Origin of the sequence: Catonella morbi ATCC 51271 (assembly GCF_000160035.2) — a bacterium.
GTDB classification, from domain to species: domain Bacteria; phylum Bacillota; class Clostridia; order Lachnospirales; family Lachnospiraceae; genus Catonella; species Catonella morbi.
Genome location: NZ_KI535366.1, coordinates 306,574 through 333,281, shown reverse-complemented (window position 1 = coordinate 333,281; position 26,708 = coordinate 306,574). Strand labels below are relative to the sequence as shown.

Sequence of the window (26,708 nt, the reverse complement as noted above, 5' to 3'; positions counted from 1 at the left end):
CACTGATATCGTTATTTGTGATAATACTTGCTTTATTGGGAAGCATGAGAATACAAGCTCTTTTTGCAAATCTTAATGAAGGTATACTTATCCAAAATGAAGTAATGGAAATGGCGGGAGCAGGAGCCGGTGATACGCAGGATGATTTCAGAAATTCAAAATATGATTTGGTAAAAAAACATTCGGAAGATAACCTGAAAAAATACTTATTCGGAAAAAGAGAATCGGTATCCGGAATTGAAGGGAAAATGCTTTTATCAGAATATCTGAATAAGGTAAAAGAAGACACTCTGTTGTTAAAACCAAAGAAGGATATAAGTTATAATGGTTACTTGAAAAATATTTATAAGCTTCAATCTGTTAATAAAGAAAGAATATATTATTATACCTTTAACAATATCTATCATAATTCATATATTTGCAGCCATTTGCCGGCAAATAAGGAGGAGATTAAAGTTTATTCTTCTATGGAGGAATGTGCTTTATCAGGAGCCTTCCCTTGTAAAAAATGTGTGCTGGGATGTGAAAAATAAGGAGGAAATTTGGAAAACTCATTGAAAATGTTAACTATAGCGGCAGGAATATTTATAACCTGTGTAGTTATAAGCTTCAGCATTTTAGTCATGCATGAAGGAATGTCGTTGGGTTCTGCCTTTGTAAACAGTCTTAACGAGAAAGAAAGGGATTACAGGGAATATAATGTTGCCAAATATGATTCGGAAATTCTTACCGGAGCAGAAGTAATAAATGTTACAAGGAAGTATCAGAATGATATGGAGATAACAATAATAACCGATAACGGCAGCAGAATATTTACTAAAAACAATAATTTTAACATCTCTGCAAATTATCCCGAAAATGATTTTTACATAGAGCCTTATGATGATTATGTAGGTCGGGTAGGCAGAGATGCAAACGGAAAGATAAACAGATTAAAATTTGAATTAAGAAGGGGATAGAAATGAAAAAATTCAATTTTAGAAAAGTAGTTTTTATTAATGCACTTATTACTTTGATATTTATGTTTTCAGGAGTTCACAAGTATAAAGTATTTGCGGCTGAAGGATGCACAGCAGGTCAGGTTGTGGATTATCTTGCAGAGTTGACTAATTTAGGTGTGCTTGAGGACAATAGCTTTGAAGGAAAGAAGCAGGGATTAAATAAGTTTGGAATTGAAGGATTGGAGTATCTGGCATCTCCTGAGGATAAGGTTACGGTGGAGAAGCTTTCATCGGTTTGTGTGGCCATTATGCGATTTATAGGAGAAGATAAAGCTATAGTTCTTAAAGATGATGGCTCAAATTATCAAGTTGTAGATAAAAAAGGAAAGGTTTTATATTCTGATGGAAAGTGGTTATCTTATGGTGATTTATCTACAGGTGAAGATACAATCTTAGAAAAAGAAATAAAAGAAAGAAATGGAATAAAAAATTATGGGAGAATATATGATTTAGATAAGGCTGATAATATACATAAATGGGATCTGGTAACTACATTAAGAAAAGGTATTATTATTGGTAAATCATTAGGGAAATACTCTCAAAAAAGGAATATTGAACCTAAAAGGAAGGTAAGCATAAATGATATAAAGAAAGCCATTGATAGAGTTTATAATTCAGATAAAAGATATCCTATGAGTCGAGATGGTCAATTGATAAGAAAGACTAATTTACCGGTAAACGCATCGGAGTATAAATATATACTTGCTGCTTTTCCGAATTCATTCTATGAAACGAGATTTACTTATGAAAATCATGCTAACTTTTTAGTAAAAATACATGAATTCTATGATAAACCTAAAGCTGTTTATGAAGATATGATAGATTATTATCCATATAATGTATATGATAAAGCTGATAGAGTAAGAAAATTGCAAGATGTAAGAATGAATATTAATTATAAGAAAATTGGTAAAAAATGGCGGGATGAATTAATTTCATATTATAAATCTGATTATGATGAGAATGAAAATTTAGAAGGAATAAAAAAAGAAATAGATGAATATATAAAATTTGTAAAGAAAAATAAAATTATAGTAGAAGCAGAACCCTCAATTATAGAAGGAAGTGCGGTATATCGTAATAATTATAAACCTTGTTTTCATACATATATGAGATTTAGAATAATTTCATGCAAAAATTTGGATAAAAATTTAGATAAGATAATATATGGAAGCATGATTAATAATGCAGGTTGGGGAATATCTAAAAATTATAGAGAAAAGGTAAAATTGGGTAAATGGATTGAAGGTGTATATTGTGTGACTTTTCCTGAAATAAATCACAATTCTTTTAGAGTTCCAGGATACCCTTGGAAGTGGGTTAATGAATGTTATTTTAACAACACTACAAGACATTTAAGAAAGAAACACATACTTAAACAGTTTAGAATAACATCTAAAGATAAACTTTGGTATAATCCAGACATAGATTGGGTGTTATATGGTTGGAAATAGAAAGAAAAAAAGTAAAGTAAAATACATGATTGCATTTCTTGTATTACTGTGTACATTTTTTATGTATGCAGTAATGGTTAAATCGGATATGGATTTTATAATAGATAAAAACAGTGGAGACATAGCTTGGTTTTCTTCTGCAATTAAGGCTAAAACCAATATTAGATGGCAACCGAAAGGATATTATATATCTTTAGAGCCTTCTTCTAAAGACAATTTAGGTTATCCTCTTAGAAGAAGAACACCAATGATTAAACTTTACATAAATGATTTGACGGTTACTGCAAATGAAGGTAAACCCCGAAATGGTAAATATAATGTAGAAAATAAACTTTCAGGCCAATATATAAAAAATCAAATTATAGCCAATAAAGCATTTTATTCTAAACTTGTAGAAAAGTATAAAAAAGGTGATAAGAAGCTATATATAGATACTTTTTTTGAAACTTATGAAGTAATAGAAGATGTTTCTACAAGAAAGAAGGTAATTGATGCTTTTAGGAGGAAAAATAAAAAAGATTTTGAAAAGCCTGATGGTAAGTATATATATGTAAATGGCGTAAAATATGAATATGATAGCAGACTGGATGTAGTAAAAAGAATAAGAAAAAATGATTTAACTGATATTGATAAAATACGTGGGGCAGAATATTGGAGTGAAGCTGCTATAAAGCAGTGGTTGAATAAAGATTATTATAACCATGAAATTGTATATGATATATTTTCCAATGTAATGGTGAAATATGTTGATAAAAACGGAGTGTTATTGGGAGATAGTTCGAGTATTAAAATCAATAAGATTAAGGCTAAAGAAGTCGATGTTGGCGAAAAAAGATTAACTAATCCACATTATTATTTTAAACAAAAAGATAAAGGACCTAATCTTATAGAGAATGATATACAGAAACATTTTGGTGACGAAGCAACCATAACTCTGCCCAAAGAAATAACGGTTACAAAAAATAAAAAGAAAATAAAGTATAAACTAATTTCAAGCGAGTTCCGGGAAGAAGCAACTCCATCTGTTTCTCAAAATAAAAAAACAGGAGAAAAAGCAAGTGAGCAGAAGGTGGTTCTTGGGAATGAAAATTCTATGGTTGTAGGAATATATGAAGGACCACCACCAAAGATAACTGAGGAAGAGGCAGAAATGTCAAACGAGTTAGAGGATCCGGAGCCATCGGGGATAATTGGTTCAGGAACTCTTGAAGATTCTCCCTTTGAAATAGAAAAAGGAATTCCGGTAAGTGAATATTACTATAAAAATGTTATTACGGAAAACTATCTGTTAAAATACCGGTTTAAGAACAAAAAAGGTGAGAAATTTTATAATGTAAAAAGCTATGTAAATTGGAGACTCAGCTGGACTACGGGTACCGGCAAAAAAATTAAACATCATACCGCAATCAGCAGGGTAGACTATACCACTACTGTTAAAAGGAAGTACTCTTATTGGTATATTGATAATCTGGAAGTATATACTTTGGATGGAGCAGTTTTATATAATAATGCGATACCGGATACCGGGATTAAGATGTTGCCTAACGGATATATTCCGCCTAAAATAGAGTATTTAACCAATTTATCGGAAGATGATCATATAAAACCGCCACCGGAGAGCTTGAAAACGATAAATCTTGGAGTAAGGTCTGCAAACGGGTTAATCATACCGCCTTACAATCCAAAACCTGAGATAGAAACTCAGATAGGTTATCCCGTTGTTAAAAATGACAGGCTTGTTATTGACGGCAAAATTATTATGGATGACAGCTTTGTCAGAAAATCCGCACCTAAGCCAAATAAACCTGCTTCTAAAGGGAAAATGACAGAGAATAAGGTCTTATATGAATTTGGTAAAAGTATGGAAAATCAGATACAAAATGATATTTATGAAAGTAGCGGAAAGGTATTTTATGTCCTTGCCGACAGTATAAATCCGGAGGGGGATAACAGCCTTGAGTTTGACATAGATTACGTAAACCCTGTGGCGGTACATACACCTGTGGTCTGCGACTACAATATAAATGATGCAAAGAAATGGTGTCAGCTTATAAATCCTGATAAAGCCCTGTTTCAATTGGTGCTTGAAAAGGATTTTGATATTGACATATTAACAACCGGCAATCACTTGGACATCAAGGGATATGGAGATAGAGACTATGCGAAATATACACTTAAAAAAGAAGTTATTTTCCCATTTGATGTAATGCTTGGTGAAAGATTATATCCTGCAAATACACCTATAGTAATTACCGGTAATACTAATTTCCGTTTGCCTATGACGGTAGATGAAGGAAAATATACAATAATGGTAAGAACTTTTGCAATAAATTATTTGCCGGGTTCAAATTCTAAACCGGAAGCTTATGCAAATCTGGCAATGGAGAATTATATTGCAGAGAATAAGATAAAAGTCGAAGTAAGCGGAAGACTGATGGATTTTACTCTGTTAAATGTTAAAAATACGACAATGTGGGAAAAAGAGGATGGGAGTTTTATTCTGAACGAGGGAGTCAGACTTAAGAGTCTGCCATTACTTGAAGGAGATAACAAAAAGTTTAAGAATGAAGGCTCATTTAAAAAGGGATATGCTGTAGCCTTTGCTATGACCACAATAGGAAATTATTATAATGAGCCTTACGGTATAAGAATGGACCTTGATTTCTCCCTGCTTGATGAAACTACAGGTAATAAGATACCTGTTGATGTTTATTATGAAGAAGTATCGCAGAAAGAAAATAAGAAACTTGGTCTGATAAAGATTGGCAGCAAGAAAGATAAAGAAAACCTTCATTATATTAAGGTTTCAGACGGAGGTATAGGCTTATACAGGTATGACAGAGAGCTTTTGCCAAGGCAGTTGTTAGCTACAGGAAGCAATGCATATATACAGAGATGGACAGGGGAATATGCTCTGCCTGAAAGAATATATGTATGTAAAAAAGGATTTAATTTAGAGGGATATTTGAAAAAACATTTTTCCATATATTTTGATGAAGGATTTTGGATAAAAAGTGGATGGCTGGTTGTTTCAGCAGATATTTCAACTCTGAAGGACGGAGTTAAAATCCTAAGTTACACTAATCCTGACAATGAGAAGGATGGATATTTTAATAATTGGAAGTATGAAACTACGGACAGAAGGAAGTACAAGACAGATGGCAGTGAACTAAAATTTGCGGATGGAGATTTATTAGTTTATGATTTATCAAAGAAAATATGGCAGGAAAGGAGAGCGGAAGTAAAAAAGGTATACTAAAGGGCATTGACAAAACAGGAGGTTGAGGCTATCATTTTTATATTGTAATGCAAGCTTTGACCGACACAACAGTCAAAGCAAGTCTGCATTACCGGTTAAAGTATCTGATATCTATACTTGGTAGGTTTGGAGAATTTTATGCAGAAAATAGGATTTATTGGCTTTGGACTTATTGGTGGCTCACTTGCAAAGATATGGAGAAAGAAACATCCTTCTTATGTGTTTATAGCTTATAATTATAAGAAAGATGTGAATAAAGAACTGTTAAGAGCTAAAGAAGATGGTGTTCTGAATGAGATAGTTACTGATATTGCAGAACTTTCAGATTGTGATATAATTTTGCTTTCAGCTCCTGTGTTGTCAAATATTTCTTACCTTAATCAGTTGAAAGATATAATAAAAAAAGATTGTGTAATTACTGATGTCGGCAGTGTGAAGGGAGATATTGCAAAAGAGGCTGAAAAGCTTGGACTCACAAGTCAGTTCATAGGCGGTCATCCTATGGCAGGCTCTGAAAAAACAGGGTATTCGAATGCAAGCGTAACTTTATTTGAAAATGCATACTATATCTTAACCCCGTTTGAAGGTACAGATGCAGAAAAACTTGAGAATTTGAAGGGGTTGGTTGAAGAAACCAAAGCTGTCCCGGTAATTATAGATGCAAAAAAGCACGATTATATAACAGCAGCTATAAGCCATGTTCCGCACGTAGTTGCCTCATCTTTGGTAGGTGTGGTTGCTAAGGCAGATGAGGAAAATGGCTTATTATCCATGCTTGCAGCAGGGGGATTTAGAGATATAACCAGAATAGCCTCTTCCTCGCCGGCTATGTGGAGAGACATTTGTCTATCCAATAAAGAAAGTATTTCTGAATTTTTAGATAAGTATATTGAGAAATTAAGAGAAATTAAAGAATTGATTTCAGAAAAAAATGAGAATCAGCTCTATGAGTTCTTTGAAAACAATAAAGATTACAGAGATTCATTGCCACTTAGAAAAAGCAATATGGCTGTATCACACGAAATACTATTATATGTGCCTGATGAGCCGGGTTCGATAGCAATTATGGCATCTATTCTTGCAGCAAAAGGAATCAGTATTAAAAATATGGGAATAGCTCATACTAGGGAGTTTTTAGATGGAGTGCTCAGGATAGAGTTTTATGACAGCCATTCTAAAGAAGCAGCCATTGTAGCCATAAAGGAGAGAAATTACAGGATATTTGACTAAAGAGGGAGGTCAGTGCTTATGTCCAAACTTTTATTTATATATAATCCTAATTCCGGTAAGGGAAATATCAGAAAGGAAATTTCCTTTATTTTAGAAAGCCTGTCTGCCAAAAGATATGATATAAGAGTGTTTCCTACAGCTAAATGCGGTGATGCGGCTGATATGGCTAAAAATGAAGCTAATAATTACGATTTGCTTGTCTGTGCCGGTGGAGACGGTACATTTAATGAAGTTGCAAGGGGGCTGATGGAAGCAAAAAATAGTGGACAAAACATTCCCGTTGTAGGCTATATACCGGTAGGGACTGTAAATGATTTTGCCACAAGCCTTGATATACCTAAGGATATAATAGATGCTGTCTATGTAATAGTAACAGGTAAAGAAAAATCAGTAGATATCGGTTCCTTCAGTGTAGGGGATGAAGGCGGTTTTCACAGCTATTTTACCTATGTAGCGGCTTTTGGGGCATTTACGGAGGTGTCTTATGAAACTTCGCAGGATGTAAAAAATGTAATAGGCAAAGCGGCATATTTTCTTGAAGGGGTTAAAAGTCTACAGAAAATACGACCTTATCATTTAAAAATCTCTTATGACAGCAATGAGATTGAAGATGATTTCATATTTGGTATGGTTGCTAACTCGAAATCGGTCGGAGGATTTAAGGGTATAACAGGACCTGAGGTATATCTGGATGATGGTGAGTTTGATGCTATTTTCGTAAAGAATCCTAAAACGCCTCTAGACTTGCAGAATATAATCAATTCATTTATTCTTATGGATATGAAGACGGATAATATCTATCATTTTCATTCCGGCAGTATTAATATAGAAGCTGAGGAAAATTTACAGTGGACTCTCGACGGGGAAGCAGGCGGTTCACATCAGATAGTTCGTATAGATAATCATAAACAGGCATTAACAGTAAAGGTAAGGAGTGGTAAATAATGGAAAATATGAATAATGATTTTATAACTTTAACAATAGGAAAACAGAAAAATATTGCTCTTATAGCACATGATGGCAAGAAAAAAGAAATTATTGAATGGTGTTTGGAAAATAAGTCAGTTCTTGCTAAGCATTTTCTTTCAGGAACAGGAACTACGGCAAGAATGATAACAGAAGCAACGGGGCTTCCCGTGAGAGGCTATAATAGCGGACCGCTAGGAGGAGATCAGCAGATAGGAGCTAAAATTGTTGAAGGGAAGATTGACTTTGTTATTTTCCTTTCAGATCCTCTTGCTGCCCAGCCTCATGATCCGGATGTAAAGGCTTTTCTCAGAATCTGTCAGGTATATGATATTCCTATTGCCACCAATAAGGCTACGGCTGATTTTATGATTAATTCAACTCTTATAGATAAAGAATATGACCACAAGATAATCAATTTTAATAAGAATATAGAGGATAGGGCGAGGACTTTATAGTATATGAAAACCAGTGATTTTTTTTATGAATTACCTGAGGAGTTAATAGCGCAGGATCCTTTAGAGGATAGAACGGCATCAAGACTTCTAGTTTTAGACAGAAAAACGGATAAGTTAGAGCATAAAATATTCAGCGATGTTATAGACTATCTTAATCCGGGGGATTGCCTGGTAATAAATAATACAAGAGTTATACCTGCAAGACTCATTGGAGAAAAAGAAGGCACAGGTGGTAAGGTTGAAATTCTGCTTCTTAAAAGGCGGGAAAATGATATATGGGAATCCTTGGTAAAACCGGGTAAGAAACTAAGACCGGGAGCAAGGGTTACATTTGGAGATGGCAGGCTAAAAGCTGAAATACTTGAAATAGCGGAAGAAGGTAACAGGCTGGTTAAATTCTATTATGAAGGGATTTTTGAGGAAATACTTGATTCTCTTGGTGAAATGCCGTTGCCTCCTTATATTACACATAAACTTGAAGACAAGGAAATGTATCAGACAGTTTATGCCAAGTTTGACGGTTCGGCAGCAGCTCCTACCGCGGGTTTACATTTTACTAATGAGTTGCTTGAAAAAATCAGACATAAGGGAGTGAGAATAGCAAGTATTACCCTGCACGTTGGTTTGGGTACTTTCAGACCGGTAAAGGTAGAGGATGTAAATAATCACCATATGCATACGGAGTGGTATGAGGTAAATAAGGAAGCGGCTGACATTATAAATGAAACTAAGAAGAATGGCGGAAGGGTTATCTGTGTAGGGACAACAAGCTGCAGAACGATTGAGTCTGTAGCTGATGAGAATGGCCTGATGTCAGCTAAAACTGGAGAAACAGATATCTTCATATATCCGGGTTATAAATTTAAGGTGATGGATGGGCTTATAACCAACTTTCATCTTCCCGAATCAACACTGGTCATGCTCGTCTCAGCTTTTGCAGGTAAGGAAAGGGTACTTTCGGCTTATGAGACTGCGGTAAAGGAAATATACAGGTTCTTTTCTTTTGGGGATGCTATGATACTTATATAATATTATTAAAATCTCTTTGACAAGTACGCATTAAATGCGTATAATATATATTGAAGGGAGGAAAGAGTGAAACGAAGGGATTTAATAAAACTATTGGAAAAGAATGGTTGGAGTTTGCTTAGGCATGGAAGTGGACATGATATATATTGCAAAAATGAAAAGATGGAGACAATTCCAAGACATAAAGAGATTGCAGAGCAATTGGCAAAAGCCATTATAAAGAGGCAAGGGCTGGAATAGTTCTTGTACATCCTGAAGTTTCATTATATTAGTATATGAAAAGAGTATATCCGGTAATAATGGAAGAAGGTAATGATTTTGTTGTGGTATATTTTCCTGATTTTGATAGTGGAACACAAGGAGAAAATATACCAAAAGCTATAGAAATGGCAAGAGATGCAATAAGCATGTTAGGAGTAACCTTGGAAGATGAAGGTAGAAAAATACCTGAACCATCAAATTATGATGAGATTAAAATCAAAAAAGGACAAATTAAAACTTTTATTGATGTTGATTTTGATGATTACAGGCGAAAAAATGAAACAAAAACAGTGAAAAAGAACTGTACCTTACCATCCTGGCTTTGTTATGAAGCTGAAAAGGCAAATATAAATTTCTCAGCAGTATTACAAGAAGCACTAAAAGAAAAATTGAATATTTCAAAAGATAAGCAATTATTAAAATATGTTCAAAAAGAAGAAATGTTAAAGGCACTCTGAAAGGGGGTGCTTTTTTATGTAATAGGATTAGGGTGTCAATGAACACAAATAATACACAAAAATTATTGCATTTTCCTGTTGACAAATTTATTTAATGGTGGTATCTTACTAATAGATGTTAGCACTCTAATCAAACGAGTGCTAATAACGAGAAAGAAAAGGAGTGATGAGATGGAACTTGACGAACGAAAGCTTGAGATACTTAAGGCTGTCATCAAGAACTATCTTGAGACAGGTGAACCTGTTGGCTCCCGGACTATTTCAAAGCTTTCCGAATTAAAACTAAGTTCTGCAACAATCAGAAATGAGATGTCAGATCTTGAAGATATGGGGTATCTGGTAAAACCTCATACTTCAGCAGGAAGAATACCTTCAGATAAGGCTTACAGACTTTATGTTGACTCACTGATGCAGACTAAGGAAAAGGAAGAAGATAATCTTAAGAAGGATTTGATTGAAAAGTCAGATAAACTTGAAACTCTTTTACAACAGGTGGCAAATTTACTTGCTATGAATACAAATTATACCACAATGGTGTCTGCGCCTAAGTATGAGAGTAACAATATAAAATTTATTCAGCTTTCGGAAATTGATGAAGTAAACCTTCTCATTGTTGTTGTATTAGAAAAAAATGCAGTTAAAAATACAATAATAAGGCTGGATGAGCCGGTTGAAAAAAGCCTGCTTCTAAAACTTAATATAATGCTTAATTCATTTCTTGCAGGGCTAAATATGAAAGATATAAATATCGGAATCATTGCAAAAATGAAAGAGCAGGCAGGCGAATACGTAAATCTGGTCGGAAGAATTATAGATGCAATCGGCTCGGTATTTTCAGATGATGATTCACTTAAGATATATACCAGCGGTGCTACCAATATTCTTAAGTATCCTGAACTTAATGACAATGACAATATGCAAAAACTGTTGTATACCATTGAGGAAAAAAAAGAACTGTCTGCATTACTCACAGATAAGATGGATGACGGTAATGATGATGGTATTCAGGTATATATAGGAAATGATACAAATGTGGAAAGTCTTAAAGACTGCTCGGTGGTTACAGCAACTTATGAGATAGAAGAAGGAGTCTATGGTAAGATTGGTATTGTAGGACCTAAGCGCATGGATTATGCAAAGGTTGTAAGTACACTTAAGAATCTTATGAAACAGCTTGATGTGATATTTAAGCATCAGAGCAAAGATACAAGTACTAAAGCAATTAAACTTATAGATATGAAAAAAACATAAACGATGTAAGTGACACATAGGGAAAGGTGGGAGACTGTGAAAGTAAAAAAGAAACATTCTGAAAAGGAAGCAGAAAAGGTTAATACTGAGGTGGTAGAAGAGAACGAAACAGTTTCTGAAGGATCCTTAGATGAAAAAGAATTAAACAAGGTAAAAGAAGAACGGGAGGCATCAAAAGAGGAAGAATACAAAAAGAAAATTGATGACTTAAATGACAGGGTAATGCGCCAGATGGCCGAGTTTGACAATTATAGAAAGCGTACAGAGAAAGAAAAATCACAGATGTTCGACCTTGGTGCAAAAGGAATTGTAGAGAAAATTCTTCCTGTTATAGATAATTTTGAAAGAGGCCTTGCAAGTCTTTCCGATGAAGAAAAGGAAGGAGCTTTTGCACAGGGTATAGACAAGGTTTATAAACAACTTATGCAGTGCCTTATGGATGCGGGAGTTGCTCCTATAGAAGCGGTCGGTAAAGAATTTAATCCTGAAATACATAATGCGGTAATGCATGGCGAGGATGAGAGCTTAGGCGAGAACATTGTTGCCGAAGAAATGCAAAAAGGCTATATGTATAAGGAAAGTGTGGTAAGACCTAGTATGGTAAAGGTAGTTAACTAAATTTAAATATAACATTAAAAGTGAGGTAAATATTATGAGTAAAATAATTGGTATTGATTTAGGTACAACAAATTCATGTGTTTCTGTTATGGAAGGTGGACAGCCTGTAGTTATTACAAATGCAGAAGGGCTTCGTACAACTCCTTCAGTTGTGGCATTTACAAAAAACGGTGAGCGTCTTGTAGGTGAGACAGCTAAGCGTCAGGCAGTAACCAATGCAGACAGAACAATTTCTTCTATTAAAAGACATATGGGAACTGATTATAAGGTAAATATTGATGGTAAGTCATACAGCCCACAGGAAATTTCAGCTATGATTCTTCAGAAGCTTAAGGCTGATGCAGAGGCTTATCTCGGTGAGAAGGTAACTGATGCGGTTATTACCGTTCCTGCTTACTTCAATGATGCACAAAGACAGGCTACCAAAGACGCAGGCAAGATAGCAGGTCTTGATGTAAAGCGTATTATCAATGAGCCTACAGCAGCAGCTCTTGCCTATGGTCTTGATAATGAAAAAGAGCAGAAAATTATGGTTTATGACCTTGGCGGAGGTACTTTCGATGTATCTATCATTGATATCGGTGACGGAGTTATCGAAGTTCTTTCAACAAACGGTGACACCAAACTTGGTGGTGATGATGTAGATAATGTAATTACTAATTACTTTATTTCAGATTTTAAGAATAAAGAAGGTGTAGACCTTTCTACAGATAAAATGGCTCTTCAGAGACTTAGAGAAGCTGCTGAGAAGGCTAAGAAGGAACTTTCTTCTTCAACCACAACCAATATTAATCTTCCTTTCATTACAGCTACATCAGAAGGACCTAAGCATTTTGAACTTGACCTTACAAGAGCTAAGTTTGAAGAGCTTATACACGACATAGTTGAAAGAACAGCGGCTCCTGTTCAGAATGCACTCAAGGATGCAGGACTTACTGCAAATGATATAGGCAAAGTGCTTCTTGTTGGTGGTTCTACACGTATCCCTGCTGTACAGGCTAAGGTTGCACAGCTTACAGGTAAAGAACCAAGTAAGAGTCTTAACCCTGATGAGTGTGTAGCTATAGGTGCTTCCATCCAGGGTGGTAAGCTTGCCGGCGATGCAGGTGCGGGCGACATACTTCTCCTCGATGTAACCCCACTTTCACTTTCTATTGAGACAATGGGCGGTGTTGCTACCAGACTTATTGAGAGAAATACAACAATTCCTACAAGAAAGAGTCAGGTATTCTCAACAGCGGCAGATAACCAGTCTGCGGTTGATATCAATGTAGTTCAGGGTGAGAGACAGTTTGCAAAAGATAACAAGAGCCTCGGACAGTTCAGACTTGACGGAATTGCTCCTGCTCCAAGAGGAATCCCTCAGATTGAAGTTACTTTTGATATAGATGCTAACGGTATTGTAAATGTTTCTGCTAAGGACCTAGGAACAGGCAGAGAGCAGCATATTACAATTACAGCAGGTTCAAATATGAGTGATGCCGATATAGATAAGGCTGTTAAAGAAGCTGCTGAATATGAGGCTCAGGACAAGAAGCGTAAGGAAGGAATCGATGCAAGAAATGATGCTGATGCAATGGTATTCCAGACAGAGAAGGCTCTTAAGGATGTAGGCGATAAGATTGCTGATTCTGACAAGAGTTCTGTAGAGGCTGACCTTAAAGCACTTAAGGATATTCTTGAGGCAACTCCTGCTGATAGCATATCTGATGAAGATATTGATAAGATTAAAGTTGCTAAAGAAAAGCTTATGGCTAGTGCACAGAGCCTCTTTACGAAGGTTTATGAGCAGTCACAGGGTGCCGCAGGAAATGCCGGAGCCGGTCCTGATATGAGCGGACAGGCAGGTCAGACTACATCTGACAGCGGAAACAATGATGATGTTGTTGACGGAGATTACAGAGAAGTATAATGATTTAAAATTAAAAACGGGCTGTCGCACTAAAATTGAGGTGACAGCCCCATATTGGCATTAAGCATAAATAAAATCACACTTTACCACAGATAAAGACAGTGTCATTTGTTACAGTGAAATAATTATTTGTGGTTCTTAGGGTGAATTATATGAGTTTAAATATAAATAATGAAAGTGGGTTAAATATGGCAGATCAGAAAAGAGATTATTACGAGGTTCTTGGTGTAGCTAAGAATGCATCTGCTGATGATTTGAAAAAAGCTTATAGGGTACTGGCTAAGAAGTATCACCCTGATGCTAATCCGGGTAATAAGGAAGCTGAAGCAAAATTTAAGGAAGCTTCTGAGGCTTATGCAGTACTTAGTGATGATGAAAAGAGAAGACAATACGACCAGTTCGGACATGCGGCATTCAGTAATGGAGACGGTGGTACAGGTGGTTTTGACTTTGGAGATATAGACCTTGGTGACATCTTTGGAAGCTTCTTTGGAGGCGGTGGTGGAGCAGGTGGGTTTGACTTTTTTGGAGGCGGAGGCAGAAAGCGTAGTAACAGCCCTCAAAAAGGAGATAATATCCACTACAGTCTGAGAATTAATTTCGATGAAGCTGTGAAGGGCTGTAAGAAAGAAATTACCCTTGATATGAAGGAAGAATGTGGTACCTGTCATGGAAGTGGTGCAAAGGCAGGAACAACTCCTGTAACCTGTAGCAAATGTGGTGGTTCAGGTCAGGTTACCTTTACTCAGCAATCTCTTTTTGGTATGGTGCGTAATGTTCAGACCTGTCCTGATTGTCATGGAACGGGTAAAATTGTTAAAGATAAATGTCCTGATTGTCGTGGTACGGGTTATATTACAAGGCGTAAGACTATTGAAGTAGATATTCCTGCCGGCATAGATGACGGACAGGCTATCAGAATCAGGGATAAGGGCGAACCGGGTGTAAATGGAGGTCCACGCGGAGATTTACTTGTGGAAGTACATGTACCTTCACATCCTAATTTCCGGAGAAATGGCTTTGACATTTACTCATCAGTACCTATTTCATTCACTCAGGCTGCACTTGGCGGTGATATAAGGATAAGAACAATTGACGGAGATGTTATTTATGCTATAAAACCGGGCACACAGACAGATTCCAGAGTAAGACTCAGAGGCAAGGGTGTTCCTACTCTCAGAAATAAAGAAGTTAGGGGAGACCACTATATTACCTTTATAGTTCAGACTCCTGCTGCACTTACCAAAGAACAGAAGAGAATACTTGAAGAACTTGATGCTACTTTTGAGACAAGATTTAGGGCTAAAGCAAATCAGGCAGATGTAAAATCTGATGATAAGTCTTCTGATTCCTCTGCAGTAAAGGATGATGATAAGAGCAAGAAGAACAAGGGTAAGAAAAAGAGTTTTGCGGATAATATTAAAGAAAATTTGAAGGATTTATTTGAATGAATATCATAAGTTTTATTTTGAATTTAGATAGTACTTTTTAGTGCTATCTAAATTTGTATATACTGTAAATTTTACAGAGAATAAGTTTTATAAAGGTATTTTAAAGGGGGATAGTAATGAGAATTGAAAAAGACAATATAGTTATCAGAAGTGCTAATCTTAAAGATGCAGAAATTCTCAACCATTGGTGGAATGACGGGAGTGTTATGGAACATGCCGGCTTTCCTAATGGATTGGGACAGAGCATGGAAGAAACAATAGAATGTGTCAAGAGGAATGAAGGGCACATAAGTCAGCTTTGTATAATAGAAATAGACGGAAAGCCGGTAGGTGAGTTAAACTATAGTATAACAGGTAATGATACTGCATATTCCGGTTGGAAAATCTGTGAAAAAGAATATCAGAATAAAGGCTATGGTACAGTAATTATAAACACGTTGTTTGATTTTATTTTTACTGATGAAAAAATTAATTCTGTGTGTAAGGTAAATAAGATTGAATGGGATACAATGTTAGAAAATAAAAGAGCGCAGCATGTATATGAAAACAAAATTAAAGCCGTAAAAAAGGAAGTTCTTGAAAATAACTGGAAAGACCAGCTTGGGAATTGGCGTACAGCTGTAATGTATGAGATTTCGAGGGAGAAATTTTATAAAAAATAATTTTTTTGATGTCAAGAGAAAATAGAATTAATGATATCATACATTAATTTATCGTTATTTGGAGGTGGAAATGTTAAAGTATAAACCCATATATTGGTTTGTAATGAATCCTTTTATAAAAAAAGTTTTAAAAACAAAATATAGTAATGAAGATGTCGAAATGATTGTTAGAAATGCTAAAGTTGAATATAAAAAATTACTAAATAAAGCTGATGATATTGGCACTAAAAATCCTATGGCTTCTAATTTATATTTTTGTCTATTGTTTTTTTCTTTTATGCAGGGAAGTGAAGGTAAAATAACTGTTGAAGATTTGAAAGAAATAATGAGAATTACTCTATCAGATCCCGCCTTATTAAAATTAATGGGCAAGAAAGATTATAATAATCCGAAAGATCTAAAAAAATTTAAAGAGCTTATGCATAAGAATTCTGATTGGGCAGAGCTTCATCGAGGAGAGTATCCGGAAACATGGAAATTTAATTTTGATGATAGCCATCAAGATGGTGTTTATTACTATTTTACTAAATGTCCCATCGCTAAATTCTTTAAAGATAATAACTTAGAAGAAATAACTCCCATATTTTGTGAATTAGATCATCTTACAATTAAAGTTAGAAAAGCAAAATTATATAGGGATAAAACATTAGCTAAAGGTGATGATATGTGTGATTTTTGGATTGTTGGAGATAAAGTGAAAAATCCTAAATAATTATTGATAATATATTTGAAAAATATGAGAATATATATTTGGAAGCAGATGATTATGAACTTGAACTTGGAGTTACCTTATCTGTAATTTCGATTGAGCAGGATAATTTTAATGAATGGAATTCAACCCTACCGTTTTACAAAAATATAGTGAAGGAAGGAATTCCTTTATGGAAGAGCGAGCAAGAGAACTATCAAAGACAGCTTTGAAACAAGCAATATTATTAAAACATACCTGGAAAAAGAAAATATTTTATAAATTTTTTGATGTCAAGAAAAAAACTTGACATCTCTTTTTTCTTCTGCTAAAATACCCTAGGATAAAAAAATAGTGAGTTTATTATTATGGAAAAGAAAGCAGATATACTTGATGAGAGACTTAGAATCTCTGAATTGTTTGATTATTACGGTGTGCTTCTAAAAGAAGGACAGAGTAAGCTTTTGGAAGCTTATATACTTGAAGACCTTTCTCTTTCTGAAATAGCTGAAACAGAAGGCATATCCAGACAGGGTGTACACGACAATCTAAAAAGAAGTATCAAACAGCTTGAGGAATTTGATAATAAACTTGGGCTTATAAAAAAGTCAGAAGAAATATCGCAGATAGCAGATATGATAGGAAAAACAATCAGTACCTGTAAAGATGAAAGCTTGAAAGAGAATGTGCTTATAGATCTTGTTAAGCTTGAAAATATATTCTAAAAGGAGGAGCTATGGCATTTGACAGTTTAACAGAGAAACTGACAAAGGTTTTTAAAAACTTACGCGGCAAGGGCAAGCTAAATGAAAATGATGTCAAAGCTGCTCTTAAAGAAGTTAAGATTGCTTTGCTTGAAGCAGATGTAAATTTTAAAGTTGCTAAAAATTTTATTAAAACCGTTGAAGAAAGAGCTATAGGACAGGATGTTATGAACTCTTTAACACCCGGTCAGATGGTAATAAAGATAGTAAATGAAGAAATGACAGCCCTGCTTGGTTCAGAAAAGACTGAACTTACGTTGAAACCGACACAGGAAATTACGGTTATAATGATGTGCGGCCTCCAAGGTGCAGGTAAGACAACTACTACAGCTAAGATTGCGGCCAAATTCAAAGGCACAAGAAAACCGCTTCTAGTTGCCTGCGATGTATACAGACCGGCGGCTATCAAACAGCTTCAGGTAAACGGAGAAAAGGTCGGAGTTCCCGTATTTACTATGGGTGACGGTCATAAGCCGCCAAACATAGCTAAGGCAGCTATAGAACATGCTAAAAATAATGACTATAATATGATATTTCTTGATACTGCAGGACGTCTTCAGATAGATGAAGACATGATGCAGGAGCTTGTAGATATAAAAGAAGCAGTAGATGTTACACAGACACTTCTGGTTGTAGATGCAATGACAGGTCAGGAAGCAGTAAATGTTGCAACTACATTTGACAGCAAGATAGAGCTTGACGGAGTGGTGCTAACAAAGCTTGATGGTGATACCAGAGGCGGTGCGGCACTTTCCATAAGAAGTGTAACAGGCAAACCTATTCTTTATGCCGGTATGGGAGAGAAACTCTCAGACCTTGAACAGTTCTATCCGGACAGAATGGCAAACAGAATACTGGGAATGGGTGACATACTTACTCTTATAGACAAAGCCCAAAGTGCCTTAGATGCTGAAAAGGCTAAAGAGCTTGAGCAGAAATTCAAGAAGGCTGAGTTTGATTTCAATGATATGTTAGCTCAGTTTGAACAGATCGGAAAGCTTGGAAGTATAAAAGATATACTTGGTATGATGCCGGGAGGCTTAGGAGGAAAGCTTGACGACTCTATGGTTGATGAGAAGGCTATGGACAGAGTTAAGTCAATCATTTATTCAATGACAAAAGCTGAAAGAGCCAATCCAAATCTTCTGAATCCGTCCAGAAAACACAGAATTGCCAAAGGCTCAGGGGTAGATGTGGCTGAGGTAAATAAGCTTGTTAAACAGATGGAACAGATGAAAAAAGTTATGAAACAGATGTCAGGAATGATGAAAGGTAAGGGGAAGAAAAAGTTCGGCCTGCCTTTCGGATTATAAACAGGTGTTAATGCAAAGCATTTACATATATGATACAAGTGTCAAAAACATGAAAATCCGTTGCAAGCTTGCTTGCAAAAGGATTTGACATCTTTTGACACGCAAACAATATGAGTAAGTAGCCGTTTTTGCAAAAAACGAGCGGATTACGAATATTGTTGCAAGGATTGCGAGAAGCGTTAGCTGAAGCAATCCTGTATCAAAAATAAAAAATAACAAAAAAATAGGAGGAAAAGTAAAATGGTAAAGATTAGATTGATGAGAATGGGACATAAGAAGCACCCTTTCTATAGAGTAGTAGTTGCTGATGAGAGAGTAGCTCAGCATGGTAACTTCATTGCTCAGGTAGGAACTTATGATCCAAATAAGGAGCCAAGTGCAATCAACATCAATGCTGAAGAAACAAAGAAGTGGATTTCAAATGGTGCTAAGCCTACAGAGGTTGTCGCTAAGCTTTTAAAGAAAGCCGGTATAACTGAGTAATCATCGGAGGTAGTCATCATGAATGAATTAGTAAAGGTTATTGCTATGGCCCTTGTTGATCATCCTGATGAAGTCACGGTTACGGAAACTGAAGAAAACGGAGAAACCATTCTCCTTCTTCATGTTGCGGAGAGTGATATGGGCAAGGTTATCGGTAAGCAGGGTAGAATAGCAAAGTCTATAAGGACTGTTGTTAAGGCTGCTGCCACAAGGGATGATAAGAAAGTCACCGTTGAAATAAAATGATGACATCGGGGGAGGAGCAATCCTTCTCCTTTTTACATGTACATGATATGATGTGGATATAAACATTATTATTTTAATTGATGGAGAAAAGAATGATATCTAAAGAATACTTTGGTGAAGGTAAGAACATAGAATTTAAAAGAGAAATTCCTTCAAATCATGGAAAGTTTTTGAAGGATATTATTGCATTTGCAAATTCGTCTGGTGGGAAATGTATTATTGGAATTGAAGATGAAACAGGCAAAGTATATGGAATTGGCGATAATAGTCCATTTAAGATGTCGGATGCTATTTCTAATATGATTTCGGATGCATGCACACCTATGATTGAAAATGATATATATCCACAGACAATTGATGGCAAGACTGTTTTGGTGGTAGATGTCATACCGGGTAAACAAAGGCCATATTATTTATCAAAAAAAGGAAAAGAAAAAAGTGCTTACATAAGGTTTAATGGAACCAGTAGACCGGCAGATGCTATAATGCTAAAAGAACTGGAATTACAAGGTTCTAATCGTTCATATGATTCCATTCAGGAAATTGGTGCAGACTATGATGAAAATAAGACGTTGGAACTTTGTGAAAAAATGAAAGAAGTTTCACTTACTAATTGCAATACAATGGAAGAAAAATCAACTGTTAAAGATATGACAATCGGAAAGCTTGAAGATATGGGATTGTTATGCAGGAATGGTAAAAAACTTGTTCCAACACATGCGTTTATGCTTATGACAGATAATAAAGTAAAATATGCAAAAATACAATGTGCGCTATTTAAAGGGGTGACTCGTGATCTTTTTATTGATAAAAAAGAATTTGGTGGAACTATTTATAAACAACTGGAAGAGGCCTACCAATTTGTTTTACGACACATTAATATTGGGGCAGAAATAAAAGGCTTATATCGTAAAGACATATATGAAATGCCTGTAAGTTCTATACGAGAAATGATTGCAAATGCTATAATTCATCGTAGTTATTTAAATGAATCTAAAATACAGATTTCAATGTTTGATGATAGACTGGAAGTGGTTTCTCCGGGAGGTTTATATGGCGGTATTGATTTTGAAATGATGAAATCCGGAAGGACAAGTTGTAGAAATTCGGCAATTGCTGAAGCTTTTCAGTATATGAATATTGTAGAAGCCTGGGGGACGGGTGTGCCAAGAATATTGAAGTCATGCGCAGAATATGGTTTGCCTGAGCCTGTTTTTGAAGAATTTGGAGATTGCATAAAGGTTACAATGTTTAGAAAACAAGCGAACAAGCGAACAAGCGAACAAGCGAACAAGCGAACAAGCGAACAAGCAGATAAACAGACAAGCAGATATAAGAATATAATAAAACAATTTTTGGAAGAACATAAAGAAACTACTACAGCTGAACTTGCAGAAATTCTTAAACTTAGCAAAGTGAGGGTGAGAGCTATTATTGCAGACATAGATGAAATAGAGGCTGTGGGCAAAACTAACACTAGAAAATATAGATTAAAACAATAAAAACATGAGGTAAATATGGAAAATTATTTTAGAGTAGGAGTGCTTACAAGCACACATGGACTTACAGGAGGAATTAAGGTATTTCCTACTACTGATTGTTTAGATAGATTTGACAGCCTTAAAAGAGCCTTTATTGACCTTAGTTCAGGAAAAGGTACTATAAAGGGAAATGGGATGCTTGAAGTAGAAGTTGAGAATGTAAAATACTTTAAGAATACCCCTATAGTTACATTTAAAGGAATTGATAATGTAGATTTGGTTGCAAAATATAAAGGTATGGATTTGCTTGTCGCCAGAGAGGATGCCCTTCCACTTGCTGAAGGCGAACATTATGTGTCAGATGTAATAGGCTGTAAAGTAATTACAGATACAGGTAAAGAATATGGTGTAGTTTCAGAAGTAATAGAAACAGGTGCAAACAAGGTGCTTGTAGTTAAGCCTAATGAAGCACACAAGGAACTTAAAGAATTTTGCCTTCCACATATACCTGAATGTGTACTTGAGATTAATACGGAAGAAGGTTTTGTAAAAGTACATATTATGAAAGGCTTACTTGACTAAGGGGGGGAGTATGAATTTCCATGTAATGACACTTTTTCCTGAAATGATTGAAAATATAGTAGGAGAAAGTATACTGGGACGTGCGATAAACAAGGGTTTAATCAATGTAAATGCAGTAAATATAAGAGATTATACATTAGATAAACATAAAAAAGTAGACGATTATTGTTACAGTGGCGGAGCAGGTATGCTTATGCAGGTTGAGCCGATTCATCGCTGTCATAATGCCATTTCAGACAAGATAGGACATAAGCCGAGAACCATCTATGTTACTCCGCAGGGAAGAACCTTTACACAGAAAATAGCCGAAGAGCTTGCAAAAGAAGAAGAACTTGTATTTTTATGTGGTCATTATGAGGGAGTGGATGAAAGAGCTTTAGAATTAGTCTGTACGGATTTTATTTCCATAGGCGACTATGTACTTACAGGGGGAGAATTGCCTGCTGTTATTATGATAGATGCCATATCAAGACTGGTTCCGGGAGTGTTAAATAACACCGATTCTGCTGTCGGAGAATCATTTACAGACGGGCTTCTTGAACATCCTCAATATACACGTCCCGAAACCTATATGGATATGAAGGTTCCTGAAATATTACTCTCAGGTCATCAGGCAAAAATAGAGCAGTGGAAGCTTGAAGAAGCTCTGAAAAGAACCAAAGAACGCAGACCGGAGTTGTACGAGGAGTATATAAGAACGCATACTTTGCCAAAGAAAACTAAGTTGCCGGAGTGATTTAATTAAATAATCACAAAAGTCGTTTGAAAAAGTTAAGAGTTGATACAAAAAGTCGTTTGAAAAAGTTGTGGGTTGATATAAAAAGTTGCTTGAAAAATTAACAAATGCATAGGTTTAAGTTATTGTTACCGGTCAGTAGTTTATTATTATTTTTAATAATCATAAGTTTTCAAACGCAAAGCTGATTGAGATTAAAGAGGTTTACGAGACATAAGGAGATAATATGGACTATATAGAAACGCCGGAAGGGAAAATATATTACAGAATTGAAGGAAGAGATATTAATGAAACTCTTGTTTTGCTACATGGGCTAAGCGCTGACTCAGCTATGTTTACTCCACAAATAGAATATTTTAAGAATTATTATAAGGTAATTGTTCCGGATTTAAGGGGAAACGGGAAATCATGCGAACTTAATTGCAAAGTTGAGAAAATCTTAGATATACAGGCTGATGATATAAGAACAATTTTAGAAAAAGAGCGAATAGATAAGGCATTTATTGGAGGAACTTCATATGGTGGTGTCCTGACTATACATATGATGGTAAATTTTCCTGAACTATTTAAGGCTGCAATTCTATGTGATACCTTCAGTACTGTCGATATGACACCGTTTCTAAATAGTATTGCTCAATTGATGGCTCCGCTAGTCAAATATTCATGGTTTATGAAAATGTGTACATTACCGATATATGCTAGATGGCCACAGACACATACCTACTTTAATGACTTATTTAACCATATCAGGGCAAATGAGTCGGTACTTCAAAGAAGGGCAATTATTGATATTAATTATAGTGAGCTACTGAAAAAGAGTAAAATATCTGCTTTACTGTTGGCCGGAGACTTTTCCGGTAAATTAGTGCAAATGATGAAGATAACTGAAAAATGCCTGTCAAATTGTCAATCACAGGTCATTTCAAACTCATTTGATCCGTCCAATATGTGCCGGCCTGATATTTATAATGAATTAGTCAATAATTTTATAAAAGAAGTATTAAAAACCGATTAAATCTATGTCGCAAAGTCAAGTGATGAATTTTTAGAAACAATTTATTTTTAACAATCGATTTCCGAAATATGTTGTATATAGACTGTACATGTTATATATAATTGATAAAATCACAGCCGTTAAGCACAAATATATAGGCTTTTTCGATAATCACAATTGACTAAGCAGCACAAATATGGTAATATTTTAACAACATTTAATTATGGGTTTTTGATCATATATGAAAAGTGTAAAAATTACCGGACTTGAAAGTAAATCTGTTTCTTTAATTTATCCGGTTTGCCCTCGATTTCCGGCACATATTTATTAAAGGATGGTTGAAAATATGAAAAAGATAAAAAATATAGGTAATGCATTGATAGTAGTTGTGCTATTGCTTATGGGAATTCAACTTTTAATAGATATTATCGTTCCACCGGTGTTGATAGCAGGACTTATTATAACTTGCATCGGGTATATATATTTTTTAATTTTTTGGAGATGTCCATTTTGTCGAAAGCAGTTACCGTTTCAAGGAATGTTTGGTATGGAGTATTGTCCATATTGCGGTAACAAAATAGATGATTAAATTTAAAACGGAAATATTCCCCATAATTAATGAGTGCTCAACCGGACAGGATTGCAAGCATCAGTCAGCCGTATATCCGCCCGATTGATAGAGGTAAAGCAAAATCTGCTACAGAGTTTGGGCCAAAGCCTGATAAAACCACAAGAAATTCGATTACATTATCATTTATAGCAATGAATGCAGACCGGATACCGTCTACTTTTTTGTCTCAATTTTTGACACTGATATTTTCAAGGTATATACAATTGAAAAATACACTAAAATTTATGCGAAACAATATAATTTTAGATTGATTAGTTGTTGAGCATTCATTGATGAAACATTTTACAAAATAAAGTCGTTTGAAAAAGTTGCATGGTTGTCTGAAAAGTCGTTTGAAAAAGTTGCAAGTTTATCTAAAAAGTCATTTGAAAAAATTGATGATTTATAGAAAAAGTCGCTTGAAAAAGTTTATATATTTTACCAAAATGGGGTGCAAACTCTATTATTATCATAAAGATAACGGATTGGAAGTAGATTTTGTTATCAGATACAATGGTGAGTGCACTTTGGTAGAAGTAAAGGCAGCTAGCGGCAATGTAAAAAGCACAAAAACTATACTTAAGCATCCTGAAAAATACCATGTTAATAACGCAATCAAACTGGGAGATTATAATGTGGGTAGGACAGGGCAGATTCTTACACTTCCGTTGTATATGGCTTTTTTGTTGAGGAAGTTTTGATAAGATTTTACAAAAACGTATTATGCAAAAACATATTATTGCATAATACGTTTTTGCATTTTATAATAAAAGATATTGAAAAATTATTAAGGAGTCCCTCATGAAACTATTACTCACAGCCTTTTCTCCTTTTGGCGGAGAAAAAATAAATCCGTCTCTTGAAGCGGTTAAGCTTGTAAAGGATAAAATACTTGAAACAGATATTATTAAATTGGAAGTTCCCACAGTATTTGGGAAATCAATAAAAATTGTTGCAGATGCGATAGAAAAGGAAAAACCTGATTATGTACTCTGTATAGGACAGGCAGGTGGAAGATATGGGATTACACCTGAAAGAGTTGCTATAAATATAGATGATGCAAGGATACCGGATAACGAAGGTAACCAGCCTATAGACAGACCAATATTTGCTGACGGAGAACCGGCTTATTTCTCTAATCTCCCTGTAAAAGCTATGGTAGAGGAAATAAGAAAAGAAGGGCTTCCTGCAAGCCTTTCAAACTCAGCCGGAACTTATGTGTGCAATCATCTTATGTACGGAGTTTTATATACCCTCAGCAAGAAATATAAGGGAGTTAAGGGTGGGTTTATTCATGTGCCCTTCATTCCTGAGCAAACTGTAGATAAACCTGATAAACCGTCTATGTCTTTGCCTGATATTGTCAGAGGACTTGAAGCAGCTATAAGGGCGGTTTCAAGGAACAAGGAAGATGTGAAGAGAGCGGAAGGCAGTGTATGCTGAATTTAGTATTTGTGATATATACCTATGAGTGCCTTAGCTCAAAATTAAATATACTATAGGAGAAGATAATAATATGAAATACGATTTTACAAGCATTATTGACAGAAGAGGTAAGGATGCGATTGCAGTTGATATGTTGCCGGATTTACTGGGGAAAGACAACCCGGTAAAGGTAAGAGACGGTCTGGATATGATACCTATGTGGGTTGCGGACATGAACTTTCCGGTTTTCCCGGGGATAACCGACGCTATTGTTGAAAGAACAAAGCACCCTACCTACGGCTACTTCGGAACAAGAGACGAGTACTATGACAGTATAATCAGATGGCAGGAACGAAGAAATGGGGTAATAGGGCTTGCTAAAGAACATATAGGATATGAGAACGGAGTTCTTGGCGGTGTGGCAACGGCTCTGCACGTATTTTGCTCGCAGGGAGACAGTGTGCTTGTACATGCGCCAACTTATATCGGATTTACGGGTGTTCTCAGAAATAACGGCTACAATATTGTTCACAGTTATCTGAAGAAAGATGAAGAAGGCATATGGCGTATGGATTTTGAGGATATGGAAGAGAAAATCGTAGAAAATAAGATTCATGTCGCCATTTTCTGCTCACCTCACAATCCTGCAGGCCGTGTATGGGAAAAATGGGAGCTTGAAAAGGTTACGGAGCTGTACGCAAAGCATGATGTTACTGTTATTTCTGATGAAATCTGGTCAGATCTTATCTTGTATAAGAACAAGCATATTCCTACTCAATCTGTATCTGAGGATGCAAAAAATCGCACAGTGGCATTTTATGCACCATCCAAAACCTTTAATCTGGCCGGCTTAACAGGAAGCTATCATATTATTTACAATAAAAGATTAAAGCACAGAATGGATAAGGAGGCATCATTAGGCCATTATAATTCTATGAACGTACTCTCAATGCATTCTCTTATAGGAGCTTACGTCAACGAAGGCGGTGAGTGGGTTGACGAGTTGATTCAGGTAATAGAAGAAAATGTGAACTTCGCCTGCGATTATATTGAAACAAAGTTTGCGGGTGTTAATGTATCCAGACCTCAGGGTACTTATATGCTTTTTATTGACTGTGAAGAATGGTGTAAGTCTCATGGAAAAACTGCGGATGAGCTTTTGAAAATGGGCTATGAAGCCGGTGTATTCTGGCAGAGCGGTAAGGCTTTTAACGGAGAATGGTATATACGTATGAATCTTGCATCTCCGAACTCCAGAATAAAAGAAGCCTTTGACAGGTTAGATAAATATGTGTTTAACTTGGCTTAAACGCAAATACTAACCTATAAAAAGCATATTCAGAGTGATAAAATAAATTAAAATTTTACTTATAACA

At 35.5% G+C, this 26,708-nt stretch carries 28 protein-coding genes; all 28 read left to right on the top strand.

The genetic code is table 11. From position 1 onward, the window contains the following. The first annotated feature begins 44 nt into the window (after positions 1-44). The 28 genes from GCWU000282_RS01565 to GCWU000282_RS01430 all read left to right on the top strand — a co-directional run bounded on the left by GCWU000282_RS01565 (position 45) and on the right by GCWU000282_RS01430 (position 26,641). Positions 45-533 (top strand): hypothetical protein, encoded by a 489-nt coding sequence (locus GCWU000282_RS01565; RefSeq protein ID WP_023353227.1) that lies wholly within the window; start codon positions 45-47, stop codon positions 531-533. A 9-nt stretch (positions 534-542) separates the two neighbouring features. Further along, on the top strand, positions 543-959 hold the full coding sequence (locus tag GCWU000282_RS01560) for a hypothetical protein (RefSeq protein ID WP_035038979.1): 417 nt from the start codon (positions 543-545) through the stop codon (positions 957-959). Positions 960-961: 2 nt separating this feature from the next. Then, on the top strand, positions 962-2,455 hold the full coding sequence (locus GCWU000282_RS01555) for a hypothetical protein (RefSeq protein WP_023353225.1): 1,494 nt from the start codon (positions 962-964) through the stop codon (positions 2,453-2,455). Continuing rightward, complete coding sequence (locus tag GCWU000282_RS01550) at positions 2,442-5,714, top strand: DUF5704 domain-containing protein (protein ID WP_023353224.1); 3,273 nt, start codon at positions 2,442-2,444, stop codon at positions 5,712-5,714. Before GCWU000282_RS01555 ends, GCWU000282_RS01550 begins: the two co-directional genes overlap by 14 nt. A gap of 138 nt (positions 5,715-5,852) precedes the next feature. Further along, the gene (locus tag GCWU000282_RS01545; RefSeq protein ID WP_023353223.1) at positions 5,853-6,944 is read left to right on the top strand and encodes a prephenate dehydrogenase; all 1,092 of its coding nucleotides are present in this window, start codon (positions 5,853-5,855) and stop codon (positions 6,942-6,944) included. 18 nt (positions 6,945-6,962) lie between these two features. Next, positions 6,963-7,889 (top strand): diacylglycerol/lipid kinase family protein, encoded by a 927-nt coding sequence (locus GCWU000282_RS01540; protein ID WP_023353222.1) that lies wholly within the window; start codon positions 6,963-6,965, stop codon positions 7,887-7,889. Next, positions 7,889-8,368: a methylglyoxal synthase gene (locus GCWU000282_RS01535; RefSeq protein ID WP_023353221.1), complete on the top strand. Its 480-nt coding sequence runs from the start codon at positions 7,889-7,891 to the stop codon at positions 8,366-8,368. The genes GCWU000282_RS01540 and GCWU000282_RS01535 overlap by 1 nt, the downstream gene beginning before the upstream one ends. Before the next feature lie 3 nt (positions 8,369-8,371). Then, a complete protein-coding gene (queA, locus tag GCWU000282_RS01530; RefSeq protein ID WP_023353220.1) occupies positions 8,372-9,397 on the top strand; it encodes a tRNA preQ1(34) S-adenosylmethionine ribosyltransferase-isomerase QueA in 1,026 nt (341 codons plus the stop codon). Between the two features lie 66 nt (positions 9,398-9,463). After that, a complete protein-coding gene (locus tag GCWU000282_RS01525; protein ID WP_023353219.1) occupies positions 9,464-9,637 on the top strand; it encodes a type II toxin-antitoxin system HicA family toxin in 174 nt (57 codons plus the stop codon). A gap of 59 nt (positions 9,638-9,696) precedes the next feature. After that, positions 9,697-10,116, top strand: a complete 420-nt coding sequence (locus GCWU000282_RS01520; protein ID WP_330365790.1) for a type II toxin-antitoxin system HicB family antitoxin — start codon at positions 9,697-9,699, stop codon at positions 10,114-10,116. Positions 10,117-10,287: 171 nt separating this feature from the next. Next, entirely contained in the window at positions 10,288-11,367 is a 1,080-nt protein-coding gene (gene hrcA, locus GCWU000282_RS01515) for a heat-inducible transcriptional repressor HrcA (RefSeq protein WP_051384103.1), read from the top strand. Between the two features lie 36 nt (positions 11,368-11,403). Then, the gene (gene grpE, locus GCWU000282_RS01510; protein ID WP_035038976.1) at positions 11,404-11,985 is read left to right on the top strand and encodes a nucleotide exchange factor GrpE; all 582 of its coding nucleotides are present in this window, start codon (positions 11,404-11,406) and stop codon (positions 11,983-11,985) included. A gap of 34 nt (positions 11,986-12,019) precedes the next feature. Further along, positions 12,020-13,897 carry a molecular chaperone DnaK gene (gene dnaK, locus GCWU000282_RS01505; RefSeq protein ID WP_023353215.1) on the top strand — a complete coding sequence of 626 codons (1,878 nt, stop codon included), beginning with the start codon at positions 12,020-12,022 and terminating at the stop codon, positions 13,895-13,897. Positions 13,898-14,085: 188 nt separating this feature from the next. Then, positions 14,086-15,348 carry a molecular chaperone DnaJ gene (gene dnaJ / locus GCWU000282_RS01500; protein WP_035039343.1) on the top strand — a complete coding sequence of 421 codons (1,263 nt, stop codon included), beginning with the start codon at positions 14,086-14,088 and terminating at the stop codon, positions 15,346-15,348. Positions 15,349-15,464: 116 nt separating this feature from the next. Beyond that, the gene (locus tag GCWU000282_RS01495) at positions 15,465-16,010 is read left to right on the top strand and encodes a GNAT family N-acetyltransferase (RefSeq protein ID WP_023353213.1); all 546 of its coding nucleotides are present in this window, start codon (positions 15,465-15,467) and stop codon (positions 16,008-16,010) included. Positions 16,011-16,080: 70 nt separating this feature from the next. Continuing rightward, complete coding sequence (locus GCWU000282_RS01490) at positions 16,081-16,722, top strand: L-2-amino-thiazoline-4-carboxylic acid hydrolase (RefSeq protein ID WP_023353212.1); 642 nt, start codon at positions 16,081-16,083, stop codon at positions 16,720-16,722. Positions 16,723-16,760: 38 nt separating this feature from the next. Next, positions 16,761-16,931 (top strand): hypothetical protein, encoded by a 171-nt coding sequence (locus tag GCWU000282_RS16530; protein ID WP_023353211.1) that lies wholly within the window; start codon positions 16,761-16,763, stop codon positions 16,929-16,931. A 135-nt stretch (positions 16,932-17,066) separates the two neighbouring features. Beyond that, positions 17,067-17,423, top strand: coding sequence for a YlxM family DNA-binding protein (gene ylxM / locus GCWU000282_RS01485; protein ID WP_023353209.1), 357 nt, complete (start codon positions 17,067-17,069; stop codon positions 17,421-17,423). 11 nt (positions 17,424-17,434) lie between these two features. After that, the gene (ffh, locus tag GCWU000282_RS01480; RefSeq protein WP_023353208.1) at positions 17,435-18,775 is read left to right on the top strand and encodes a signal recognition particle protein; all 1,341 of its coding nucleotides are present in this window, start codon (positions 17,435-17,437) and stop codon (positions 18,773-18,775) included. Between the two features lie 240 nt (positions 18,776-19,015). After that, positions 19,016-19,258 (top strand): 30S ribosomal protein S16, encoded by a 243-nt coding sequence (gene rpsP / locus GCWU000282_RS01475; protein WP_023353207.1) that lies wholly within the window; start codon positions 19,016-19,018, stop codon positions 19,256-19,258. An 18-nt stretch (positions 19,259-19,276) separates the two neighbouring features. Beyond that, entirely contained in the window at positions 19,277-19,504 is a 228-nt protein-coding gene (locus GCWU000282_RS01470; RefSeq protein ID WP_023353206.1) for a KH domain-containing protein, read from the top strand. Between the two features lie 92 nt (positions 19,505-19,596). Beyond that, positions 19,597-21,006, top strand: coding sequence for an ATP-binding protein (locus GCWU000282_RS01465; protein WP_035038971.1), 1,410 nt, complete (start codon positions 19,597-19,599; stop codon positions 21,004-21,006). A gap of 15 nt (positions 21,007-21,021) precedes the next feature. Further along, positions 21,022-21,567, top strand: coding sequence for a ribosome maturation factor RimM (gene rimM / locus GCWU000282_RS01460; RefSeq protein ID WP_023353204.1), 546 nt, complete (start codon positions 21,022-21,024; stop codon positions 21,565-21,567). Positions 21,568-21,577: 10 nt separating this feature from the next. Further along, the gene (gene trmD, locus GCWU000282_RS01455) at positions 21,578-22,303 is read left to right on the top strand and encodes a tRNA (guanosine(37)-N1)-methyltransferase TrmD (protein WP_035038969.1); all 726 of its coding nucleotides are present in this window, start codon (positions 21,578-21,580) and stop codon (positions 22,301-22,303) included. A gap of 226 nt (positions 22,304-22,529) precedes the next feature. After that, positions 22,530-23,318: an alpha/beta fold hydrolase gene (locus GCWU000282_RS01450; RefSeq protein ID WP_023353202.1), complete on the top strand. Its 789-nt coding sequence runs from the start codon at positions 22,530-22,532 to the stop codon at positions 23,316-23,318. A 1,008-nt stretch (positions 23,319-24,326) separates the two neighbouring features. Then, complete coding sequence (locus GCWU000282_RS01440) at positions 24,327-24,608, top strand: DUF4143 domain-containing protein (protein ID WP_035038965.1); 282 nt, start codon at positions 24,327-24,329, stop codon at positions 24,606-24,608. A 100-nt stretch (positions 24,609-24,708) separates the two neighbouring features. After that, positions 24,709-25,350 carry a pyroglutamyl-peptidase I gene (gene pcp / locus GCWU000282_RS01435; protein WP_023353198.1) on the top strand — a complete coding sequence of 214 codons (642 nt, stop codon included), beginning with the start codon at positions 24,709-24,711 and terminating at the stop codon, positions 25,348-25,350. A 73-nt stretch (positions 25,351-25,423) separates the two neighbouring features. After that, positions 25,424-26,641, top strand: a complete 1,218-nt coding sequence (locus tag GCWU000282_RS01430; RefSeq protein ID WP_023353197.1) for a MalY/PatB family protein — start codon at positions 25,424-25,426, stop codon at positions 26,639-26,641. Positions 26,642-26,708: the final 67 nt, after the last annotated feature.

Excerpts from the sequence above, each read along its gene's own strand:
- GCWU000282_RS01565 (WP_023353227.1), top strand. The coding sequence starts at position 45 with ATGAGAATACAAGCTCTTTTTGCAAATCTTAATGAAGGTATACTTATC.
- GCWU000282_RS01555 (WP_023353225.1), top strand. The coding sequence starts at position 962 with ATGAAAAAATTCAATTTTAGAAAAGTAGTTTTTATTAATGCACTTATT.
- GCWU000282_RS01550 (WP_023353224.1), top strand. The coding sequence starts at position 2,442 with ATGGTTGGAAATAGAAAGAAAAAAAGTAAAGTAAAATACATGATTGCA.
- GCWU000282_RS01545 (WP_023353223.1), top strand. The coding sequence starts at position 5,853 with ATGCAGAAAATAGGATTTATTGGCTTTGGACTTATTGGTGGCTCACTT.
- GCWU000282_RS01540 (WP_023353222.1), top strand. The coding sequence starts at position 6,963 with ATGTCCAAACTTTTATTTATATATAATCCTAATTCCGGTAAGGGAAAT.
- GCWU000282_RS01535 (WP_023353221.1), top strand. The coding sequence starts at position 7,889 with ATGGAAAATATGAATAATGATTTTATAACTTTAACAATAGGAAAACAG.
- queA (WP_023353220.1), top strand. The coding sequence starts at position 8,372 with ATGAAAACCAGTGATTTTTTTTATGAATTACCTGAGGAGTTAATAGCG.
- GCWU000282_RS01520 (WP_330365790.1), top strand. The coding sequence starts at position 9,697 with ATGGAAGAAGGTAATGATTTTGTTGTGGTATATTTTCCTGATTTTGAT.
- hrcA (WP_051384103.1), top strand. The coding sequence starts at position 10,288 with ATGGAACTTGACGAACGAAAGCTTGAGATACTTAAGGCTGTCATCAAG.
- dnaK (WP_023353215.1), top strand. The coding sequence starts at position 12,020 with ATGAGTAAAATAATTGGTATTGATTTAGGTACAACAAATTCATGTGTT.
- dnaJ (WP_035039343.1), top strand. The coding sequence starts at position 14,086 with ATGGCAGATCAGAAAAGAGATTATTACGAGGTTCTTGGTGTAGCTAAG.
- GCWU000282_RS01495 (WP_023353213.1), top strand. The coding sequence starts at position 15,465 with ATGAGAATTGAAAAAGACAATATAGTTATCAGAAGTGCTAATCTTAAA.
- GCWU000282_RS01490 (WP_023353212.1), top strand. The coding sequence starts at position 16,081 with ATGTTAAAGTATAAACCCATATATTGGTTTGTAATGAATCCTTTTATA.
- ylxM (WP_023353209.1), top strand. The coding sequence starts at position 17,067 with ATGGAAAAGAAAGCAGATATACTTGATGAGAGACTTAGAATCTCTGAA.
- ffh (WP_023353208.1), top strand. The coding sequence starts at position 17,435 with ATGGCATTTGACAGTTTAACAGAGAAACTGACAAAGGTTTTTAAAAAC.
- rpsP (WP_023353207.1), top strand. The coding sequence starts at position 19,016 with ATGGTAAAGATTAGATTGATGAGAATGGGACATAAGAAGCACCCTTTC.
- GCWU000282_RS01470 (WP_023353206.1), top strand. The coding sequence starts at position 19,277 with ATGAATGAATTAGTAAAGGTTATTGCTATGGCCCTTGTTGATCATCCT.
- GCWU000282_RS01465 (WP_035038971.1), top strand. The coding sequence starts at position 19,597 with ATGATATCTAAAGAATACTTTGGTGAAGGTAAGAACATAGAATTTAAA.
- rimM (WP_023353204.1), top strand. The coding sequence starts at position 21,022 with ATGGAAAATTATTTTAGAGTAGGAGTGCTTACAAGCACACATGGACTT.
- trmD (WP_035038969.1), top strand. The coding sequence starts at position 21,578 with ATGAATTTCCATGTAATGACACTTTTTCCTGAAATGATTGAAAATATA.
- GCWU000282_RS01450 (WP_023353202.1), top strand. The coding sequence starts at position 22,530 with ATGGACTATATAGAAACGCCGGAAGGGAAAATATATTACAGAATTGAA.
- pcp (WP_023353198.1), top strand. The coding sequence starts at position 24,709 with ATGAAACTATTACTCACAGCCTTTTCTCCTTTTGGCGGAGAAAAAATA.
- GCWU000282_RS01430 (WP_023353197.1), top strand. The coding sequence starts at position 25,424 with ATGAAATACGATTTTACAAGCATTATTGACAGAAGAGGTAAGGATGCG.